Here is an 18,364-nt window from a genome sequence, read left to right on the forward strand (position 1 = left end):
CCTTATATAAGTGCTTGAGATTCAAAGTCTAAAGCTGGAGAGTAATTAATGTACTCAGACTGTTGCGTTGTCTGTGTATTTTTCTCAACAGGTTTGTCTTTTTTAACACTTTCTTTTTTAGTATTTTTCTCAACAGATTTTTCTTTAGTTTGAGATGCTTTTGGCTCAGCTGATTTCTTTTTAGCATCTTTGTTTTCTGTTTTTTGAGAAATTACTTCTTCTTTATCAGTTTTTACTTCTTCAATAACTACTTTCTCTTGCTCTTCAACAGCAACTTTTTTCTCTTGATCAGCCTTAGCTTTTTCTTGAGCTTCTTTTAGAGCTTTTTCAGCTTCTTTTTTAGCTTCATGAATAGCATTTATCTCATGATCAACAGATATAGTATTAAACTTTAAGTATTTTTGAGTTTTTACTTTTTCTTCTGTGTTGACTTTTGTAGCCCCATCATCTTTTAAACTATCGTAGTTCTCTAAGACATCTTTAACCATTACAGAGACAAATTCATCAGGGTTTTTAGAGATAACCTTTTTGATATTATCAACATTATTCTCAGATATTTGGTTACTGTATTTAACCTTTGTAATATCAATAACTTCTTCAGCGTTATTAAGGCTAATATTATTGCTTCTGTTGTTATTTTTATTATTTGGTTTTTTATCAAATCTATCGTTATTTCTTTTATTTTTATTACGATCATTTGATCTGTTATCGCTGTTATTTCGCTCATTACGTTGATTGTTCTCTCTTTGTTGAGGCTTTTGAGAGTTATCTTGAGCTTTATTGTTTTTATTTTTATTACGCTGATCATTTAAGTTGTTATTATTGTTATTACGATCACGATCATTGCGTTGTTTATTATCTCTTTGAGGCTTATTAGTTTGTGCTCTTTGAGAATTGTTATTAGAGTTATTATTTTTATTGTTTGGTTTTTGAGAGTCTTTAGCTGTTTCAACTGGTTTTGAAGGTGTACCTGTGAAAACGCTAGCTAGCTTAGCAAAGAAGCCTTTTTTGCTAGGTTGCTCTTTAGCCTTAGGTGTAGTAGTTTCTTCTTTTTGTTGAGGTGCTTGTTGATTTCTTTGCTCATTATGTTTAGCTTTATTCTCAACTTTAGCAGAGACTTCTCTATCTACAGCTTTGCTTAGATCAACAGCTGCAACTTTCTTATTTCCAGCTTTTGGAATTTCAACATTATAAACATCTTCAATCAAATCAGAGCTTGAGCGATTAGATTTGTAGCTTGAGCCCCAAATTCTTTGCATTTGAAACTTAGGAGATTCCATGTTGAAATTAGGTATTATCATAATTCTAACTTCTGAAATTCTTTCGATATCAACTATGCTATCTCTTTTTTCATTAAGAATATAAGCTGCTATATCTACAGGAACTTGAACTCTAATTTCATTAGTATCATCTTTCATAGCTTCAGCTCTGATCTTACGTAAGATTGTAAGGGCAGTTGCTTGAGTTGTTTTTATAAAACCATGACCTTCACAACGAGGGCATTTTTGCATTACACTTTCATTTATTGAAGAGCTTAAACGTTGTCTTGATATCTCTACAAGTCCAAGCTTAGAAATGCGTGACATTTGGATACGAGCTTTATCTTGCTGTAAAGCTTCCATTAGTTTTTCTTCAACTTGTTTTCTATTTGGATAGAAAGACATATCAATAAAGTCAACTATAACAAGACCACCAAGATCTCTAATTCTAAGCTGTCTAGCAACTTCTTCAGCAGCTTCTAGGTTAGTTTTAAATGCTGTAGTTTCAACATCTTCAGCTTTGTTAGCTCTTGATGAGTTTACATCTATCGCAACTAATGCCTCTGTAGTATCAATTACTATAGAACCTCCAGATGGTAGACGAATTTCTCTTTTATATGCATTCTCGATTTGCTGATCTATACCAAACTGTGTAAATAAAGGTAGTTCTTCGTTGTAGAATTTAACCTTATTTATATCAAAACTTTGTCTTAATAGACCAAGTTGTCTTTTAACATCTTGGAAACATTCTTTAGAGTCAACGATAATCTCTCTTACATCTTCTTTTAGGTGATCTCTTACTGTTCTTACAATAATGTCACTTTCTTTGTGTAGAAGGGCAGGTTTCTTAATTTTGTGATAAGTTTGTGAAATAGAAGACCATAGCTCAACTAGAGTATCAAAGTCATGCTTTAGTTCTTCAAAAGAGCATTCAACACACGCTGTTCTTGCGATTACGCTCATGTTTTTAGGGATATTTAGATCTTTTAAATATTTTTTTAACTTCTCTCTATCTTCTCCTTCAACACGACGAGAAATACCACCACCATTAGGGTTGTTTGGTAGTAGTACCATGTATGAACCAGCTAGTGTGATAAATGTAGTTAAAGCAGCACCTTTATCTCCACGTTCTTCTTTGTCTATTTGTACCAATAGTTCTTGGCCTTCAGATAATAAAGGAGCAATATTTTCGCCATTAGGAACATCTTTTAGATAGTATTCTGAAACTTCTTTAAATGGTAGGAAACCGTTTTTCTCTTCACCATAATTTACAAAAATAGCATTTAAACTAGGTTCTATTCTAGAGATATATCCTTTATAGATATTAGCTTTTTTCTGTTCTCTATCTACATTTTCGATATCTAGGTCTATAAGTTTTCCATTATCTAAGGTAGCGATCCTCGTTTCTTCGCTACTTTTGCTATTGATTAATATTTTTTTCATTCTTAATTCCTTCAATAAGTGTAATTCATAGTTGACTGTTTAACGAGTCAACTCGCTTTTGACCATTTGTTGGCCTTCTTTTAAAATCGCTATATATTCAAAGCCAAATTTCTCATAAGAAACTGATTAGATTTACCATCTCTAATCATATGCTTAATATTAGTCGCGATCTTGTTAAAGTACTATGTACGCAATTATTTGATATAATAGCAATATTGGATATTAAATGAAAGAATAATTAAGTTTTAAATGAGTCTTATCTATTTAGATTATGCAGCTACAACTCCATTAAATGCTAAAGTTAAACAGACTATGCTAGATTCTATAAGTGGAGATAGTGATTTTTTCAATTCTGGATCATCTACTTATGAGCAGGCCGAACTTGTTAAGTCTAAAATTGAGCTGGTAAGGTCAGATATTGCAGAAACTTTAAATGTCTTGCCTCGAGAGATAGTTTTTACTTCTGGTGCTACTGAGTCTAATAATCTTGCTATCAAAGGTGTTGCATATTCATATAAAAGCAAGGGTAATCATTTAATTACTTCAAAAGCAGAACATAAAGCTGTGCTAGATGTATATGGTTTCCTTGAAACTCAAGGGTTTGAAGTTACATACTTAGATGTTGATGAATTCGGCGAGGTTGATGTTGAGCAACTAAGAAGTTCAATTACAGAGCAAACTATACTTGTAAGTATAATGGCTGTTAATAATGAACTTGGAACTAAAAATAACTTATTAGAAATTGGCAAAATTACTAGAGAAAAAGGAATAGTTTTTCACGTTGATGCTGCCCAAGGTTATGGCAAGGTTGATATAAATATAAAAGATATGAATATTGATCTGTTATCAGTTTCCGGACATAAGCTATATGCTCCTAAAGGTGTTGGTTTTCTATATGTAAGGTCAAAGCGACCTAAGGTTAAACTACTCAAGCAAATTCATGGTGGAGCGCAAGAGTTTAGCTTAAGAGCTGGAACATTAGCAAACTATCAAATATTTGCTTTAGGCGTAGCTTGCAAAGAAATGTTTGCTAATAAAGAATTAAATATAAAACATGTAAAAGAACTACGAGCTCAGTTTTTGAAAATGATATCTGAAATTAAAGATATAAAAATAAATACAAACCTTGATAATAGCTACCCAGGTATTTTGAGTATTACATTCTTAGGTATAAAAGGGGAGGCATTATTAGCTATGTTAGAAGGTGTTTGTTTGTCTATGGGATCAGCTTGTAACTCCCAAGCAGTTGAACCATCACATGTTTTAACAGCTATAGGCTTAACTTCAAATGAGGCTGAAGCGACCATTAGAGTTTCATTTGGTTTACAAGCTACAAAGCAACAAGTTATACAGGCAGCATCTAATATTAAATATCAAGTAGAGCTTCTAAGAGCACTATCTCCACAAGGAGAAGCAAATGTATAATAATTTAGTAAAAGATCTATTGTCTAAAATAATGATTAAAGATGGCGATATTTATCCTGATCAACAGAAATACCAAGTCAAAGATAGTTTTTTAACAGTAGAGCTGTATATTTCTGATGATAAAATTTCTTATAGAGTTTTAGGAGATGCATATATTATGGCAATGGTGAAGTTTCTACAAATCAAACTACAAGATAAACAAGAGCTAAAAAACATAACCTTAGAAAGCTTAGTTGCCGATTTTGATTTGCCGGAAGTTAAGTATAGAAATGCTTTGCAAATAGTTGAGCTAATAGAGAGAATAAATGAGAGATCAACTTCATAATTTCTATATATTACATCAGCGTAAATATAAAGAAAATACATTACTTGTTAGTGTCTTTACGCAAGAGTTTGGCAAGCTATCAGCTATTCTAAGGACTAGTAAAAAGACACTTAACTTGTATCAACCTTTAGTAAAACTTCGAGGTCAAATTAGTTTTGCAAAAAAAGAGGGTGGACTTAATAAAATATATAATATTGAGTTTATAGAATCTTTTTATCAAAGTTCATATATTAATCTATTGTCGCTACAGTATATTAACGAGCTTATATATTTGTTATTAAGCTACTCACATGAAGAAGAGCTTTTATTTGATAAGTATGCATTTATCTTAAGAAATATTGATGAAAATAATTACAGATACTTATTAAGAATGTTCGAACTAGAGCTTTTAGAGAGTTTAGGTCAAGGAATATATGTTGACTGTGATACTGAAAACTTACCAATAGAATGTGATTGTAACTATTATATTTTTCCTTATGGTTTTAGGAAATCCTTAGAAGTTTTGGCTAATACTGTTAGAGGTGAAAGTCTTTTAAAGATTAATCAACCTATTAGTATGTGGACAGAAGATGATTTAAGGATTATCTCAAGAGTAACTCGCGTATGTATAGATAATGTTTTAGCGGGTAAAAAGCTTAAATCTCGAGAGTTACTAGTTGACTATTTAAATCTAAAGAGAAGATGAGTTCTTATTTGATAATTTGTTCTTGAATGCTTTTATAAAGGATATTGTAGGTGGTATCAAAGATATAACAATGATCAAGATTATAAATAAGCCAAAGTATTTTTTAACAAAAGCATTATTACTAAAGAAAAATGCTATATATGTGATTAAGTAAACCCAAATAAAAGCACCGATCACTCCCATAGTTACAAATTTAGGGTATCTCATACGAGCCATACCCGCTGTAAAAGGCATAAATGTTCTAACTATAGGGGTAAATCTAGCTAGGATTATAGCCATAGGACCATATTTATCAAAGAACTCTTGGGCTTTTTCTAAATGTGCAGTTTTTAATATTCTAGCATCATCTTTGAAAATACGTTTACCGACCATTCTACCTAAAAAGTAATTACAAGAATCACCACATATAGCAGCTAGAACTAAAATTGGAGCTACTAAGTGTATATTGAGAGTTGTTGCTGCAGCTGTCAGACCTAGAGCAAATAAAAGGGAATCTCCAGGTAGGAAAGGTGTTATAACCAATCCAGTTTCACAAAAAATAACTACAAAAAGTAATAAATATGTCCAATCGCCTAGAATATTTATATAAGTGCTTATATATTGATCTAAGTGTAAGACAATATGTAATAATGCTAAGATAGTATCCATGAGGATGACCTTTCAATTATTTGTCGTTAGATTATAAAAAAATAATTCAAAAAGGTTAAGACTTTTTTGCTTTTATTTTGTTTTTGAGTGCTTTATAAGAGATTTGAATTAAAACAAATGCAATTATAAGCATTATAATAAGGCTTAAATATTTTTTTACAAAAGGGAAGTCACTAAAGAAATACACTGTATATGTTATTGAAAAAGACCATATCATAGCAGAAATAATACCAAAGGTGACAAATTTGAAATAGTTCATGCTACTAACTCCTGCTACAAAAGGAGTTATAGTTCTAACAAAAGCAACAAAACGTGAGAAGATGATAGCTTTGTTACCGTGCTTGTTTAAGAAGTCTTTTGTTTTGATTAAATATGCTTTTTTGAAAATTTTAGCATGGCTGCTAAATATTTTTTCACCAATGAATTTGCCAGTGATGTAGTTGCAACTGTCGCCGACTACCGCTCCTAAACATATTGCTAGTACTGCTAGGTGGATGTTCAAATTTGTCGCTGCTGCAGTTAAGCCAACTGTGAATAGTAGAGAGTCTCCAGGGAAAAATATTCCAAACACAGATCCTGTCTCGCAAAAGATTATGAAAAATAAGAGTATATAAAACCACATTCCTAAGGAATTGATAAAATAATTAATATATTCATTAAAATGTATAATAAAATCAAACATGACAACTTACTCCGGTTTGATTTTTATTGATAAAGCATGAATATATGGCATTAAATCGTTAACTGCTTTATAAATCTCTTTATGGGAAGAGATTTTTCTCATAGCACTTAGCTTTTGTGATGAGATATTTAATGCAAAGTGGTACTTACCTTCGCTATATCCTCTATGCTTAACATGCTTATGTGTTTCATTAATTATTTCTATGTTTGCTTGAGGATCTATTTTAGACAGTATTAACTCCTTAATTTGATTTGTTACAGTAATACTATCCATTTCATAAAATCCTTGTTGGTGTAATTATTGTATCAAGTTTGATATCGTGGTTATTTATGATAATAGCATTATTTTGTTGTTCATCAAAGGCTATGCCTATAGTTATGGGTGATTTTTTATTCTTTTTGAAGCTTAAAGAATAGTCATAAAAGCCGCCACCCATACCCATTCTATATTTATTTTGGGTAAATCCCACTATAGGAACTATAACTACATCTAGTTCCCAAGCAGCTGTAATATCTTGAGGTTTATAAATAGGTTCTTTGATCTTATATTTATTTAAATAGTAACTTTTAGAGTCTTTAGCAAACCATAACCCATGTTTTATAAAAGGGTGAACTATCGGCAAATAGATATTATCAAAATGAGAGTTTATTAATGAAGTATCTATTTCATTTTTTAGTGATAAAAAGCTAGCTATAGTTATATTTTTGTTTGAAAAGGTATTTTGAATATATGATATAACTTTTTGATTTATTTTCTTAGATAAGAGATCTTTGTTTTCTAAGTTGTTTCTAATGTTAAGTAGGTGTTTACGAATCTGAGTTTTATCCATAGTAACACTCTCAAATATAATAAAATAGTTGTCCAGACTACCGTTTTAGCTCAATGTTCTTGATCCCTTTGGTATCAAGTGGGTGTCATAGTTTCAACGTTGGGCTTCTTTGTAAGTGCAGGGCACCAAAGCTTGCTCTCTAGTTAAAACACCAAAACTCCCTATTCTAATTAGTATCGGCTCAAGATTGTAGCTAAACCACTAATAATCCAGACAACTAAACTTTTAAATTACATGGCTATTATAAATTACAGAAGCTATTGTTTGAATGCTTTATGGTAAAAAGTTTAAAGATATATTTCTTGACTTTCTTTAAATTAATATTGTTAGAGCTAGTATGCACAATACTTATTCTTGTAAATTATTTAATAATAATCAAAATGTTTAAAAAAATTATCTTATAAATAGGACTTGCTTAACTAATTTTTGAGATTACATGTCTAAGGCTTATTGGAAATTAGTCTTTTTAGTTATAATTAAATATAGTAAATTTAAATTATGAGTATGTCTTGGAAATCAGAAACCGTTGTTTTGGCAATAAAAAAGGCCAAGAAATTTACGCAGAATATCATGATAATGAATGGGGTATTCCTAAGTATAATGATAGAGAGCTTTTTGAACTTCTTATATTAGAAGGAGCTCAGGCGGGTTTGAATTGGGAAACTATACTAAAAAAACGTCAGGGCTATAGGAATGCTTTCTATGGCTTTGATCCTATAAAAGTTGCTAATATGTCGGATATGGAGCTTGAATCTTTACGATCAAATCCAGAAATTATCCGTAATAAATTAAAGATTTATTCTGCTAGAAAGAATGCTCAAGTCTTTCTTAGAATTCAAAAAGAATTTAATAGTTTTAGTAATTACTTATGGTCATTTGTAAATTATAAGCCTATTAAAAATAGTTGGCAATTTCACAATGATGTCCCAGTATCTACAGATATTAGTGAGAAGATCTCGAAAGACTTGAAGAAGCGAGGTATGAGCTTTGTTGGTCCAACAATTATTTATGCTTATATGCAAGCTACAGGAATAGTAAATGATCATTTGGTAGATTGTTGGTGTTATAAAAAGAGGTGAGTTTTGATTGTATTAGCAAAGAGGTTTAGTTTTAAAAATATCATTTTCTAGAGTATGAACATATTGCTGAACATAAATTGAATTATATAGTGGGTTTGTCTAATATTTTTATATAGCCCAGTTGAGGGTATTTATCAGAATTTAAACTTATTTAATTTTTAATAAAATAGTATGGTAGTGTTAGTTGAGAAAACTTTAGAAGGTTATTTTTTTACATTTAAAAGTAACTAATGTTATTTGCTGAGTAGTTAAGAATGAGTCAACTGGGTTAGGGAGTATAAAACAATTTATTTGGCACTGATTTTTGACTAAATTGTTGAATACTAGTTGTAAATTTAAACAAACTTAAGAAGGTGAATAAAATGTTTAAATATAATCATGTGTTATATGCTATAGATATTTCAGATAAAAATATTGAAGAAGCTATAAAGAAAGTTATAGATTCAATCAAACAAAATAATACAAAACTAACCATAGCTCACTATATTCAATCATTAGTTAGTACATATCCTGCATATTTTTCTTATAACCTTTCTAAAGAAGAGGATATTCAGGAACAAATGATTAATAATGCAAAGGAAAAGCTCTTACCTATACTTTCTAATCATGGATTAAGTGAAGATAATTTAATTATTGATATATCTACTGATATCAGAGTATCTATCCTAGATAAAGCTAATAAATTAAATGTTGATTTGATTTGTCTAAATGGGCATAAGCATAATTTATTCACAAGAATAGGCTCTGTTGCTGATTATATTGTAAATAACTCTAAGTGCGATGTTCTTGTTTTAAAATAATAATTTTAGAAATAAATAGTCTATGACTGACTTTCTATAATATTACTATTTCCATTAGTATAGTTCTATGAGCTGAGAGTATGTTTATGATATATGTACAATTAAATATGAAACTTATATAGTTTTGCTATATAAACTCTATTCTTAGACTTTGTTTCCTAATACATTATATATCAATTGTTATGATTGAAACTTGTTTGAGAGGAAATGAGATGAGAACTTTTAAATCTAAGGAGCTTGCTGCTCGTGAAACAGTTATTAGGACGTTTAAAAATATGGAAAATATTTTTTCTGATAATGATGGATATTTAGCAGTAGAAAGATTAATGAATGATGCTTTACCAGAATTTTGTATAGTAGGTGCCACAGGTCATAAAGTTAGTGCAGATGAGCTTAGAAATGGGCTAGAGAGCTGTATTGGAAAGAAACCAAATATAAAAATAGAAGCTCTGGACTTTGATGTTATCTCATCTAGTGATGACTTGGTGGCCCTAAATTTCTTAGAGAAACAAAACTATGATGGTGAAGATAGGGTTTTGCGCTGTACAGCATTAATATGTTTTTCTAATGGTGCTCCAAAATGGAAGTTTCTTCATGAGAATGTTGTTACTGCCGCTTAAAATACGCTTTTACTATATGATTATTTAAGGGCTTTGGCAATATTTGTGGCTGTTAGTTCAATATTTTCAGCTGCATTAGCAAGGATAGTTTCTAAATCTGTATAGTGAGTTATACATGAGAATATAGCATCCATTGGAGAGTTATTTATATTGGTATCTTTAAGCTCATAACTACCAACTATGGCAATTACTTTTTTGACATTATGATCTTTAGCTTTTTGAGCAACTGTAATAGGAATTTTGCCACATAAGCTTTGCTTATCCATTTTGCCTTCACCGACTATGACTATATCTACATTATTTAGATATTTATCAAACTCGATAGTATTCAAAATTAGTTCAGCACCGGAGACTAGTTTAGCGTCAAGAAAAGTTGCTAAAGCAAAGCCAACACCACCAGCAGCTCCAACACCAGCGATGTTTTCGTAATTTTTATTTAATTTTTCTTCACATAGTTTTGCAAATACTTTTATCTTTTTATCTACTTCATCTAGTTGGTTATCAGCGAGTCCTTTCTGTTTTCCAAAAGTGTGTGTTGCACCATTTTTACCACATAGAATATTATTTACATCGCAAGCTATCTTAAACTCTGAGTCTTTGATTCTACTATCAAAGTCACTTAAATCAATACTTTTTATGCTAGATAAATTATCTGGGCAGCAATTTGTGATGACTTCATTTTTATCGTTAAGAAACTTTACTCCTAGTGCTTGTAATAAGCCAATTCCAACATCATTAGTTCCACTACCACCTAGAGTTAAAATAAATTTCCTAATTTCTTTATCTAAGGCATCTTTGATAATTTGACCAAAACCATATGTATTTGATTTTAGAGGATTTCGCTGATTCTTGGAGTATAAATTTAAACCGCAACACTGAGCTAACTCTATAATTGCAGTATCTTTATTAATTAGGTAATTAGCTGAGATGATGTTACCAAGGGGAGCCTTGACTTTAATATTGACCTTCTCTGCTAAAGTTAGGCTTTGTGATATGGCGTCAAGTGATCCTTCACCTCCATCTGCAACTGGTATTTTAATATATTCTACGGAAGGGAAGACTTTTTTAAAGCCTCTTTCTATGGCATTACATACTTCAATGGCAGATAGTGATTCCTTAAAAGAATCAGGTGCAATTACTATTTTCATAAGAGTTTATTTTTATAACCATTTAGTGGGCTAAAACTATTGTATTTTATTTGTTTAATATTTCATATAATTAAATTTACCACTTAGAATTAAATCTTTTAGTCATGAACGATAGTATCTATAAAAAAGTTAGTTGGCGGATTATGCCATTTCTTTTGATTTGTTATACATTAGCATACTTAGATAGAGTTAATGTATCATTTGCTAAAATACAAATGGTCTCTGATTTATCCTTATCAGAAACTGTTTATGGTTTTGGTGCAGGGATATTTTTTATTGGTTATTTCATATTTGAAGTCCCTAGTAATTACCTTTTAGTCAAAATAGGTCCAAGCCGATGGTTAGGCTTTTTGATGGTGGTTTGGGGGGTATTGTCAGCTTGTACTATGTTTATTAACTCAGCTAATGAGTATTATGTTTTAAGATTTACATTAGGTTTAGCAGAAGCAGGATTTTTTCCTGGAGTTATTTACTATTTATCAGAATGGTATCCTTCATATAAGAGGGCTAAAGTAACAGCTATATTCTTTAGTGCGACGGCTATTTCAGGTATATTGGGAGGTCCGATTTCAGGTTTTATAATGGATATTTTTAATCAATATCACTATGATGGTTGGAGAATGTTATTTTTAATTGAGGGGATTCCTACAATTATTTTGGGATTTTTAGCACCGAAGATTTTAAGCTCAATTGATAAAGCAAAATGGTTAAATCAACAGGAAAGAGAGTATCTACACCAGCAATTAAAACAAGATCAGCTAAATCATCAACAGTATAAAAAAATGACTATCTTTCTAGATATTAGAGTATGGTGGCTATCACTAATTTATTTCTGTGGAATCACAGGTTTATATGCTATTAGCTTTTATCTACCAACTTTGATTGAGGATTCTGGAGTAACAAATATTTTCATGATCGGTGCGATATCGGCAATACCATATATCTTCGCTGTAATTGTGATGATAGCTGTTGGTGCAAGTTCTGATTACTTCAAAGAAAGAAAGTATCATTTGGTAGGAATAAGTGTAATGGCAGTTATAGGTTTTGTTGGAATTGGTTTATTCGGTGGTAATACTTATTTGGCATTAATATTCATGTCTTTAGCAACAGCTGGTATATTAACTTTAATTCCACTATTTTGGAGTTTACCAGCAGTAATATTAAGTGGTATGGCAGCAGCAATTGCGATAGCTATTATAAATTCTGTGGGCAATTTGTCTGGCTTTGTGACTCCATATTTAGTAGGTTATATCATTGATTCTACAGCTTCTATATCTTTTGCTTTATATATGGTAGCAGCAGTTGTTTTAATAGGAGCTATTTTAATTTACATATTTCTAACTAAAACATCAAAAAGAGAAATCTAATGTTTGTCATTATCGTATTTTTTGTTATAATACGGTGTCTAGTTTTTATCTAGGCACGTTGGAATAATAACAAAAAGTCAGAAGTCTATATTTAATATAGTCAGTTCTGAGAATTTAAAATCTAATAAATGGAGTAATAAATGTACGCGATAATTAAAAATGGCGGTAAGCAATACAAGGTAAAAGAAGGCGAAGTAGTTAAGCTTGAGAAATTTGACCTTGGAATTGGTGAGAAGGTAGAATTTGATACAGTTTTAATGGGACAAACTGCAGAGGGCGAAGTTAAAATTGGCGCTCCTGTTGTAGAAGGTGCTAAAGTTGTTGGTGAAGTTGTAGAACAAGGTCGTCATAAAAAAGTAAAAATTATGAAGTTCCGTCGTCGTAAGCACAGCATGAAGCAGCAAGGTCACCGTCAGTATTTTACAGCGGTAAAAGTTTCATCTATTAGTTTATAATTTTATTAAGAATATTTAAGGAGTATACAAATGGCTCATAAGAAAGCTGGTGGTAGTACTAGAAACGGAAGAGATTCAAACCCTAAGTATTTAGGTGTTAAAAGATATGGTGGTGAGTTTGTAAAAGCAGGTACAATTATTCTGCGTCAAAGAGGTACAAAAACTCATCCTGGTGTAAACGTAGGTTGTGGTAAAGATCATACTTTATTTGCTCTTAAAGATGGTACTGTTAAGTTTCATGTTGGTGGTGCTTTAAACCGCAAATTTGTTTCAATCGACGAATAATATTTATTTTTTTCAAATAATTTTCTTGCAAAAATATTTCTAATTTCCTGTAACTGTGGCTACTAAGAAAGCTTAGTTTATATAATTAAAGAAAGTGTCTTTATGTTTAAACGTAGTTTATGATTAAGTATCTGTAAAGTTATTATGCTTTAAGAGTTTTTTCTAAGAAACTATTATGTTATAGTCATAGGTTAAGTTGCTAAAAATTGATTCTTACTAGTATTTCCTATATTTAATTTCTAGCTTATTTTCTTATAGTAGTTTTAATTATGCTATATTGGATAATTTGATATTTGCATTTTATATATGTATGGTATTAAGTTACATTAATAAAATTAAAAAAAGGAGTAACTTTTTATAATCGGTCAAATTATCTTTTCATATAGACCGTTATTAATATCGTTATGCTTAATCAAATAAAAACAACTCTCAAAAATTCGTTTGGTAATATTATTGAGTGGTACGATTTTTCATTATATGGGTACTTTGCCACAATAATATCAGTTCAGTTTTTTCCACATCAAGATGCCTTTGTAGCTCTAATAGCAACTTTTGGAGCATTTGCGGCAGGATTCATAGCAAGACCTGTTGGATCAATATTTTTCGGTCGACTTGGAGATAGGTTGGGGCGCTATTATTCTATGAATATTGCTATTATTATGATGGCAGTGCCAACAGTTATAATGGCATTTTTGCCAGGTTATAAAACTATAGGAATATGGGCGCCAATTTTACTTGTTATAGTAAGAGTTGTTCAAGGATTATCTGCTGGAGGACAGTTTGGTAATCTTATGACAATAACATCTGAAGATGATGACCAAACTCATCGAGGTTTTAGTTTGGCTATGGCTTATTCAACTTCAGTTGTTGGCTTCTTAATAGCATCTTTTGTGAGCTTTCTTAGTATTAATTTGTTACCTCAAGAATGGCAGTATTATTCTTGGAGAGTTCCTTTTGCATTAGGGTTTATCTTATTATTACTATATTTATTTTTCCGTGAAAATGACAAAATTCAAGAAGAAATAAAGGTTGAGCAGAATACTAGTCTTGAGATAAAACCTATGGAACAGTTATTCAAACATTACAAATGGAGACTATCTTTAATTGTTGTATTGTCAACTACAGCGATGATTCTTTATTATCTAGATGTAACATATATGGTTACTTATATGGAAAGAGAACTTAATCTAAGTCTGTCATCTGCTCTAGCAATAAATACTTTGAGCATTGTAGCTATGTGTATAGTTATGCCATTCTTTGGTTATTTATCTGATATATATGGCCGTAAAAGAACTCATATAATAGGATATTTCTTGCTAATAATATTTGCAATTCCTATGGTAATGTTTATGCAACTGCAAAGTATAGTTTTAGTTGCTGTAATGGTTATATCAATGGCTATGTTGACAGCTATTATTCAAGGAGTATCTACTCCGTATTATACAGAGATATTTCCACCTAGAGTTAGAGCAACAGGCTGTTCGATAGGATTTGGTTTAGGTGCTTCATTATCTGGATTTGCACCAATGTTAGCAACAGTTGTTATGGAGTATACATCAGCCACTTTTGGACTTTGTTTATTGTTGGTCGTAGTAGGAGCTGTTGGTCTAATTATTGCTATTATAATCCCTAATAGTCAAGTTGAGACAAGACGGATTAACAGTATGAATAACATAAGTTATAATACTTTAAAATTAAATAAAGCAGAATGTTGTTAAAAATATATTAGTTTAAACTTTTAGTTTTTTTAAAAAAACATTGTAGCTTTTTCTTTTCTAGTTATAATTAAAAGTCTTAAATAATAAAAGATTTTAGCAGATGCAATATTATATACCTCTATTTTTATTCTGTATTTCAACTATAGTTACTCCTGGGCCAAATAATTTGATGTTATTAATCTCATCAATTAAATTTGGTGTTAGAAGGACATTTCCTCATTATTTAGGAGTATGTCTAGGATTTCCTTTAATGGTCTTAGTTATTGGTACTGGTTTAGAATCTATTTTTATGAACCATCCAACAGTTCATCTAGTTATAAAAGTTATAGGTGGAATATATATGGTGTGGTTAGCGTTTAAAATAGTTTCATCATCTACTAATTATCATGCTGAAAAAGAGAGCAGACCAATAAGCTTTAAACATGCTGTGTTATTTCAATGGGTAAACCCTAAGGCATGGGTGATGGCTATTAGTGTTATATCTGCTTATACTATAATTAATACTAATGTGAGCTTATTTTCTCAAGTGATTATAATATCAGCGGTTGTTATGATTGCTTCGTTTTGCTGTACAGCTTTTTGGTTATTTGGGGGAGATTTTGTAAAAAGAATTTTAAGTGATAAAAAGCATCTAAAAATATTTAATTTATGTTTAGGAGTATTACTTATCTTATCTATTATAATGATGATTTTTGAATAATAATTATTTAGTCTTTTTTTGGAACTTCATAGAAATAAACATTCCTGCTAATACTCCTAATACAATTATACTGATCATAATTGTTGCTAGAGCATTTATCTCAGGAGTAGGACCGTTTTTAACAGTTGAATAAATATACATAGGTAGAGTAGGATTATCACTTCCTGCAACAAATTCCGTCACAACAAGGTCATCAATAGACAATGTAAATGTTAGTAGCATAGATGTGATAAGGGCTGGAAGTAATTGAGGTAAGGTAATCGAGAAAAATGTTTTTATAGGACCTGCACCTAAGTCTAAAGCAGCTTCTTCTAAGGATATATCTACACTAGCTATTCTAGATTGCATCACAATTGTTACATAAGCAGTACACATTGTTACATGTGCAATAACAACTGTTGTTGTGCCACGTTCATGGGGCCAGCCAATTAGGTGTTGAAGGGTTGTAAACATTAATAGTAAAGCAACACCAAGAATAATGTCAGGAAGTACTAATGGAGTTGCAACAAGACCGTATAAGAATGTTCTAGATCTAAAGAATTTAAATCTAGTCATAGCATATGCAACTATTGTACCTAATATCGTTGAGATAATGGATGTTATAACAGCAATTTTTAAACTAGTAAATGTTGCATTAATAATATCTTCATCATGAATAACTTCATGATACCAGTTAAAAGTAAAACCACCCCATAGGTTAATTATTTGCGAATTACTAAATGAGAAAATAATTAGTATAATAAGAGGTATATATAGAAATATTAAACCAAAAATAAGCATAATATTACTAAATGTAAATTTTTTCATTGCTTATTCTCCTTTATACAAAAGTTCTTTTTGTTTGGATACGCTGCATCCATAAGATAGGCAATACTAATACAACTATTAAGACAACAGATATTGCTGCAGCCATTCCCCAGTTATTAGAAGTGAAAAATTCTTCCCAAATAACATTACCAATCATTAGAGAGCCCATACCACCCATAATCTGAGGTACAACAACTTCACCAATTGCAGGGATAAATATTAGTAAGCTTCCAGCTATTAGCCCAGGCATAGATAGAGGTAACGTGATTTTGAAGAATGAGTTAATAGGTTTAGAACCTAAATCTTCAGCTGCATCATATAAGATTGGGTCAATCTTTATTAAAGTGCTATATAGAGGCAATACTAAGAATGGTAAGTAGCAATATACCATACCAAGATACATTGAAAAGTCATTATAAAGTAATGCCATACTAGGAAGACCCAAGCTCATTAAAAATTTATTAAAAGTATGGTTACCAAGTAGAGTTACCCATGCATAAGTTCTAAGTAAGAAAGAAGTCCAATATGGTATAACTATCAATACTAGGAAAAAAAGCTGTGTATTTTTTTTAGCTCTTGATAGAGCTAGAGCCATAGGATAACCAATCAAAATACATAGTACTGTTGTAATTAGCGCAACTTTAAAAGACTTAAGTAAAGATATAAATACTAAGTTATAATGAGCTAGTTCAATATAGTTACTTAAGTATAAAGTAAAATGTAAAGTTGCTTGCTTATATGCTAATAGTGGAGTTACTGGAGGAGTACCATCTGCCGGTAAGGTAAAGCTTATTCCAAGTACAAACAAGAATGGCACAAGTAAGAATATTACAAACCATACAAAAGGTATTAGATAGACTAGTGCGTGTCTAAAGCTTTTTTCTAAGTTTTGCATTATGAGTACAACACCATGATATTTTGTGATTCCCAAGTAAGATATACTTCATTATCCCAAGAAGGGTGATCAGCATTTCTTTCTATATTAAAATCTGTAGATTTTACTATAGAGCCAGTTGTCGTCCTTACATGATAAGTAGATAAGCCACCCATATAAGCAATATCCTCAACAACACCTTTAATACAATTAATAGGATTTTGAGGATTATAGCCTTCAGGTTTTTCTTTACTTATAACTATTTTCTCAGGTCTTAAACCAATCCAAATTTCTTGATCTTCAATGGCTTCTATATTTCTACGTAATACAAAAGAAGTCCCTGCTTCCTCTGAAGTTATAACACTTCGAGTTCTACCAACCTCTTCGACACGACCTTCAAATATGGTACTTTTACCAATAAAATTAGCAACAAATTTACTTTTAGGGAATTCATATATTTCAGAAGGAGTACTAACTTGCTCTAGCCATCCTTCAGACATTATACCTATGCGTGTAGACATTGTCATAGCTTCTTCTTGATCATGAGTTACCATTATGAAGGTACTTCCTGTTTGCTCTTGGATATCTACCAGTTCAAACTGCATTTGGTCACGAAGATTTTTATCTAAAGCTGATAATGGTTCATCAAGCAAAATCAATTTAGGTCTTTTTGCTAGACACCTTGCTAATGCAACACGTTGACGCTGACCCCCAGATAATTGATGAGGTTTTCTTTTTGCTAGATGATCCATTTTTATAATTTTCAGGGCTCTATCTGTAGCTTTCTCAATATCTTCTTTGTTTAGGGATTTCTCTTGTTTAAGTCCGAACATGATATTTTGTTTTATATTCATATGAGGGAACAATGCATATGACTGAAACATCATGTTTACAGGTCTTTTGTATGGAGGTGTATTCGACATGTCTACACCATCGATAATAATTTTGCCATCAGTTGGTTTTTCAAAACCTGCTAACATTCTTAGAAGAGTACTTTTACCGCTACCTGAACCTCCAAGTAGCGAAAAAAACTCCTTTGGATAAACCTCCAGGTTGACTGAGTCAACAGCAAGATGCCCATCATCGAATTGTTTTGATAGGTTTTTTATAGAAACCAAAGGTTTTTTTGAAGATCTTTGCATCTTTAGGTTCTATAGTTTAATAAGAATGCTTAATAATAAGCAATTTTTTAATAGAAAAAAAGTAAATTTTGCT

20 protein-coding genes and 1 other RNA gene are annotated in these 18,364 nt (G+C 31.0%); 11 read left to right on the forward strand and 10 right to left on the reverse strand.

The window, feature by feature from the left end:
• Nucleotides 1–2 precede the first annotated feature (2 nt).
• A complete protein-coding gene (locus tag FIP56_RS03965; protein ID WP_192577661.1) occupies nt 3–2,702 on the reverse strand; it encodes an Rne/Rng family ribonuclease in 2,700 nt (899 codons plus the stop codon).
• 249 nt (nt 2,703–2,951) lie between these two features.
• Here FIP56_RS03965 and FIP56_RS03970 point away from each other — a divergent pair, with 249 nt between their 5' ends.
• From FIP56_RS03970 to recO, 3 genes are read left to right on the forward strand one after another with little or no spacing between them, the layout of a single operon-like run.
• On the forward strand, nt 2,952–4,127 hold the full coding sequence (locus tag FIP56_RS03970) for a cysteine desulfurase family protein (protein ID WP_192577662.1): 1,176 nt from the start codon (nt 2,952–2,954) through the stop codon (nt 4,125–4,127).
• On the forward strand, nt 4,120–4,452 hold the full coding sequence (locus FIP56_RS03975) for a hypothetical protein (RefSeq protein ID WP_192577663.1): 333 nt from the start codon (nt 4,120–4,122) through the stop codon (nt 4,450–4,452). Before FIP56_RS03970 ends, FIP56_RS03975 begins: the two co-directional genes overlap by 8 nt.
• Complete coding sequence (gene recO, locus FIP56_RS03980) at nt 4,433–5,137, forward strand: DNA repair protein RecO (protein ID WP_192577664.1); 705 nt, start codon at nt 4,433–4,435, stop codon at nt 5,135–5,137. The genes FIP56_RS03975 and recO overlap by 20 nt, the downstream gene beginning before the upstream one ends.
• On the opposite strand, the gene FIP56_RS03985 is transcribed toward recO, so the two are convergent.
• From FIP56_RS03985 to ssrS, 5 genes are all read right to left on the reverse strand, one after another.
• The gene (locus tag FIP56_RS03985; protein WP_192577665.1) at nt 5,123–5,785 is read right to left on the reverse strand and encodes a VTT domain-containing protein; all 663 of its coding nucleotides are present in this window, start codon (nt 5,783–5,785) and stop codon (nt 5,123–5,125) included. The two genes, recO and FIP56_RS03985, sit on opposite strands and share 15 nt — an antisense overlap.
• 55 nt (nt 5,786–5,840) lie before the next feature.
• Entirely contained in the window at nt 5,841–6,467 is a 627-nt protein-coding gene (locus FIP56_RS03990) for a VTT domain-containing protein (protein WP_192577666.1), read from the reverse strand.
• 6 nt (nt 6,468–6,473) lie between these two features.
• Complete coding sequence (locus tag FIP56_RS03995) at nt 6,474–6,740, reverse strand: BolA family protein (RefSeq protein ID WP_192577667.1); 267 nt, start codon at nt 6,738–6,740, stop codon at nt 6,474–6,476.
• Nucleotide 6,741: 1 nt separating this feature from the next.
• On the reverse strand, nt 6,742–7,296 hold the full coding sequence (locus FIP56_RS04000) for a 5-formyltetrahydrofolate cyclo-ligase (protein ID WP_192577668.1): 555 nt from the start codon (nt 7,294–7,296) through the stop codon (nt 6,742–6,744).
• Between the two features lie 25 nt (nt 7,297–7,321).
• Nucleotides 7,322–7,515: non-coding RNA, 6S RNA (ssrS, locus tag FIP56_RS04005), on the reverse strand.
• 290 nt (nt 7,516–7,805) lie between these two features.
• On the opposite strand from ssrS, the gene FIP56_RS04010 reads away from it, so the two are divergent.
• The 3 genes from FIP56_RS04010 (at nt 7,806) to FIP56_RS04020 (ending at nt 9,795) form a co-directional block, all read left to right on the forward strand.
• Nucleotides 7,806–8,375: a DNA-3-methyladenine glycosylase I gene (locus FIP56_RS04010; protein ID WP_192577669.1), complete on the forward strand. Its 570-nt coding sequence runs from the start codon at nt 7,806–7,808 to the stop codon at nt 8,373–8,375.
• 362 nt (nt 8,376–8,737) lie between these two features.
• On the forward strand, nt 8,738–9,175 hold the full coding sequence (locus FIP56_RS04015) for a universal stress protein (RefSeq protein WP_192577670.1): 438 nt from the start codon (nt 8,738–8,740) through the stop codon (nt 9,173–9,175).
• Nucleotides 9,176–9,387: 212 nt separating this feature from the next.
• Entirely contained in the window at nt 9,388–9,795 is a 408-nt protein-coding gene (locus FIP56_RS04020; RefSeq protein WP_192577671.1) for a hypothetical protein, read from the forward strand.
• 20 nt (nt 9,796–9,815) lie between these two features.
• Here FIP56_RS04020 and FIP56_RS04025 read toward each other — a convergent pair whose 3' ends face one another.
• Nucleotides 9,816–10,943 (reverse strand): glycerate kinase, encoded by a 1,128-nt coding sequence (locus tag FIP56_RS04025; protein ID WP_192577672.1) that lies wholly within the window; start codon nt 10,941–10,943, stop codon nt 9,816–9,818.
• A 104-nt stretch (nt 10,944–11,047) separates the two neighbouring features.
• Between FIP56_RS04025 and FIP56_RS04030 the strand changes: the two genes are divergently transcribed.
• The 5 genes from FIP56_RS04030 to FIP56_RS04050 all read left to right on the forward strand — a co-directional run bounded on the left by FIP56_RS04030 (nt 11,048) and on the right by FIP56_RS04050 (nt 15,468).
• Nucleotides 11,048–12,310, forward strand: a complete 1,263-nt coding sequence (locus FIP56_RS04030) for an MFS transporter (RefSeq protein WP_192577673.1) — start codon at nt 11,048–11,050, stop codon at nt 12,308–12,310.
• Between the two features lie 140 nt (nt 12,311–12,450).
• A complete protein-coding gene (rplU, locus tag FIP56_RS04035) occupies nt 12,451–12,765 on the forward strand; it encodes a 50S ribosomal protein L21 (protein WP_192577674.1) in 315 nt (104 codons plus the stop codon).
• 30 nt (nt 12,766–12,795) lie between these two features.
• Complete coding sequence (rpmA, locus tag FIP56_RS04040) at nt 12,796–13,050, forward strand: 50S ribosomal protein L27 (protein ID WP_004288034.1); 255 nt, start codon at nt 12,796–12,798, stop codon at nt 13,048–13,050.
• 404 nt (nt 13,051–13,454) lie between these two features.
• Nucleotides 13,455–14,768 (forward strand): MFS transporter, encoded by a 1,314-nt coding sequence (locus FIP56_RS04045; RefSeq protein ID WP_192577675.1) that lies wholly within the window; start codon nt 13,455–13,457, stop codon nt 14,766–14,768.
• A gap of 100 nt (nt 14,769–14,868) precedes the next feature.
• Nucleotides 14,869–15,468 (forward strand): LysE family translocator, encoded by a 600-nt coding sequence (locus tag FIP56_RS04050; protein WP_192577676.1) that lies wholly within the window; start codon nt 14,869–14,871, stop codon nt 15,466–15,468.
• Between the two features lie 3 nt (nt 15,469–15,471).
• On the opposite strand, the gene FIP56_RS04055 is transcribed toward FIP56_RS04050, so the two are convergent.
• The 3 genes from FIP56_RS04055 to FIP56_RS04065 are packed head-to-tail and all read right to left on the reverse strand — an operon-like array spanning nt 15,472 to nt 18,291.
• Nucleotides 15,472–16,275, reverse strand: a complete 804-nt coding sequence (locus FIP56_RS04055) for an ABC transporter permease subunit (RefSeq protein ID WP_192577677.1) — start codon at nt 16,273–16,275, stop codon at nt 15,472–15,474.
• A gap of 13 nt (nt 16,276–16,288) precedes the next feature.
• On the reverse strand, nt 16,289–17,170 hold the full coding sequence (locus tag FIP56_RS04060; protein ID WP_192577678.1) for an ABC transporter permease subunit: 882 nt from the start codon (nt 17,168–17,170) through the stop codon (nt 16,289–16,291).
• On the reverse strand, nt 17,170–18,291 hold the full coding sequence (locus tag FIP56_RS04065; protein WP_192577679.1) for an ABC transporter ATP-binding protein: 1,122 nt from the start codon (nt 18,289–18,291) through the stop codon (nt 17,170–17,172). Before FIP56_RS04065 ends, FIP56_RS04060 begins: the two co-directional genes overlap by 1 nt.
• Between the last annotated feature and the right edge of the window lie 73 nt (nt 18,292–18,364).

The sequence above is a fragment of the Francisella sp. LA112445 genome, from assembly GCF_012224145.1.
Taxonomy (GTDB): domain Bacteria; phylum Pseudomonadota; class Gammaproteobacteria; order Francisellales; family Francisellaceae; genus Francisella.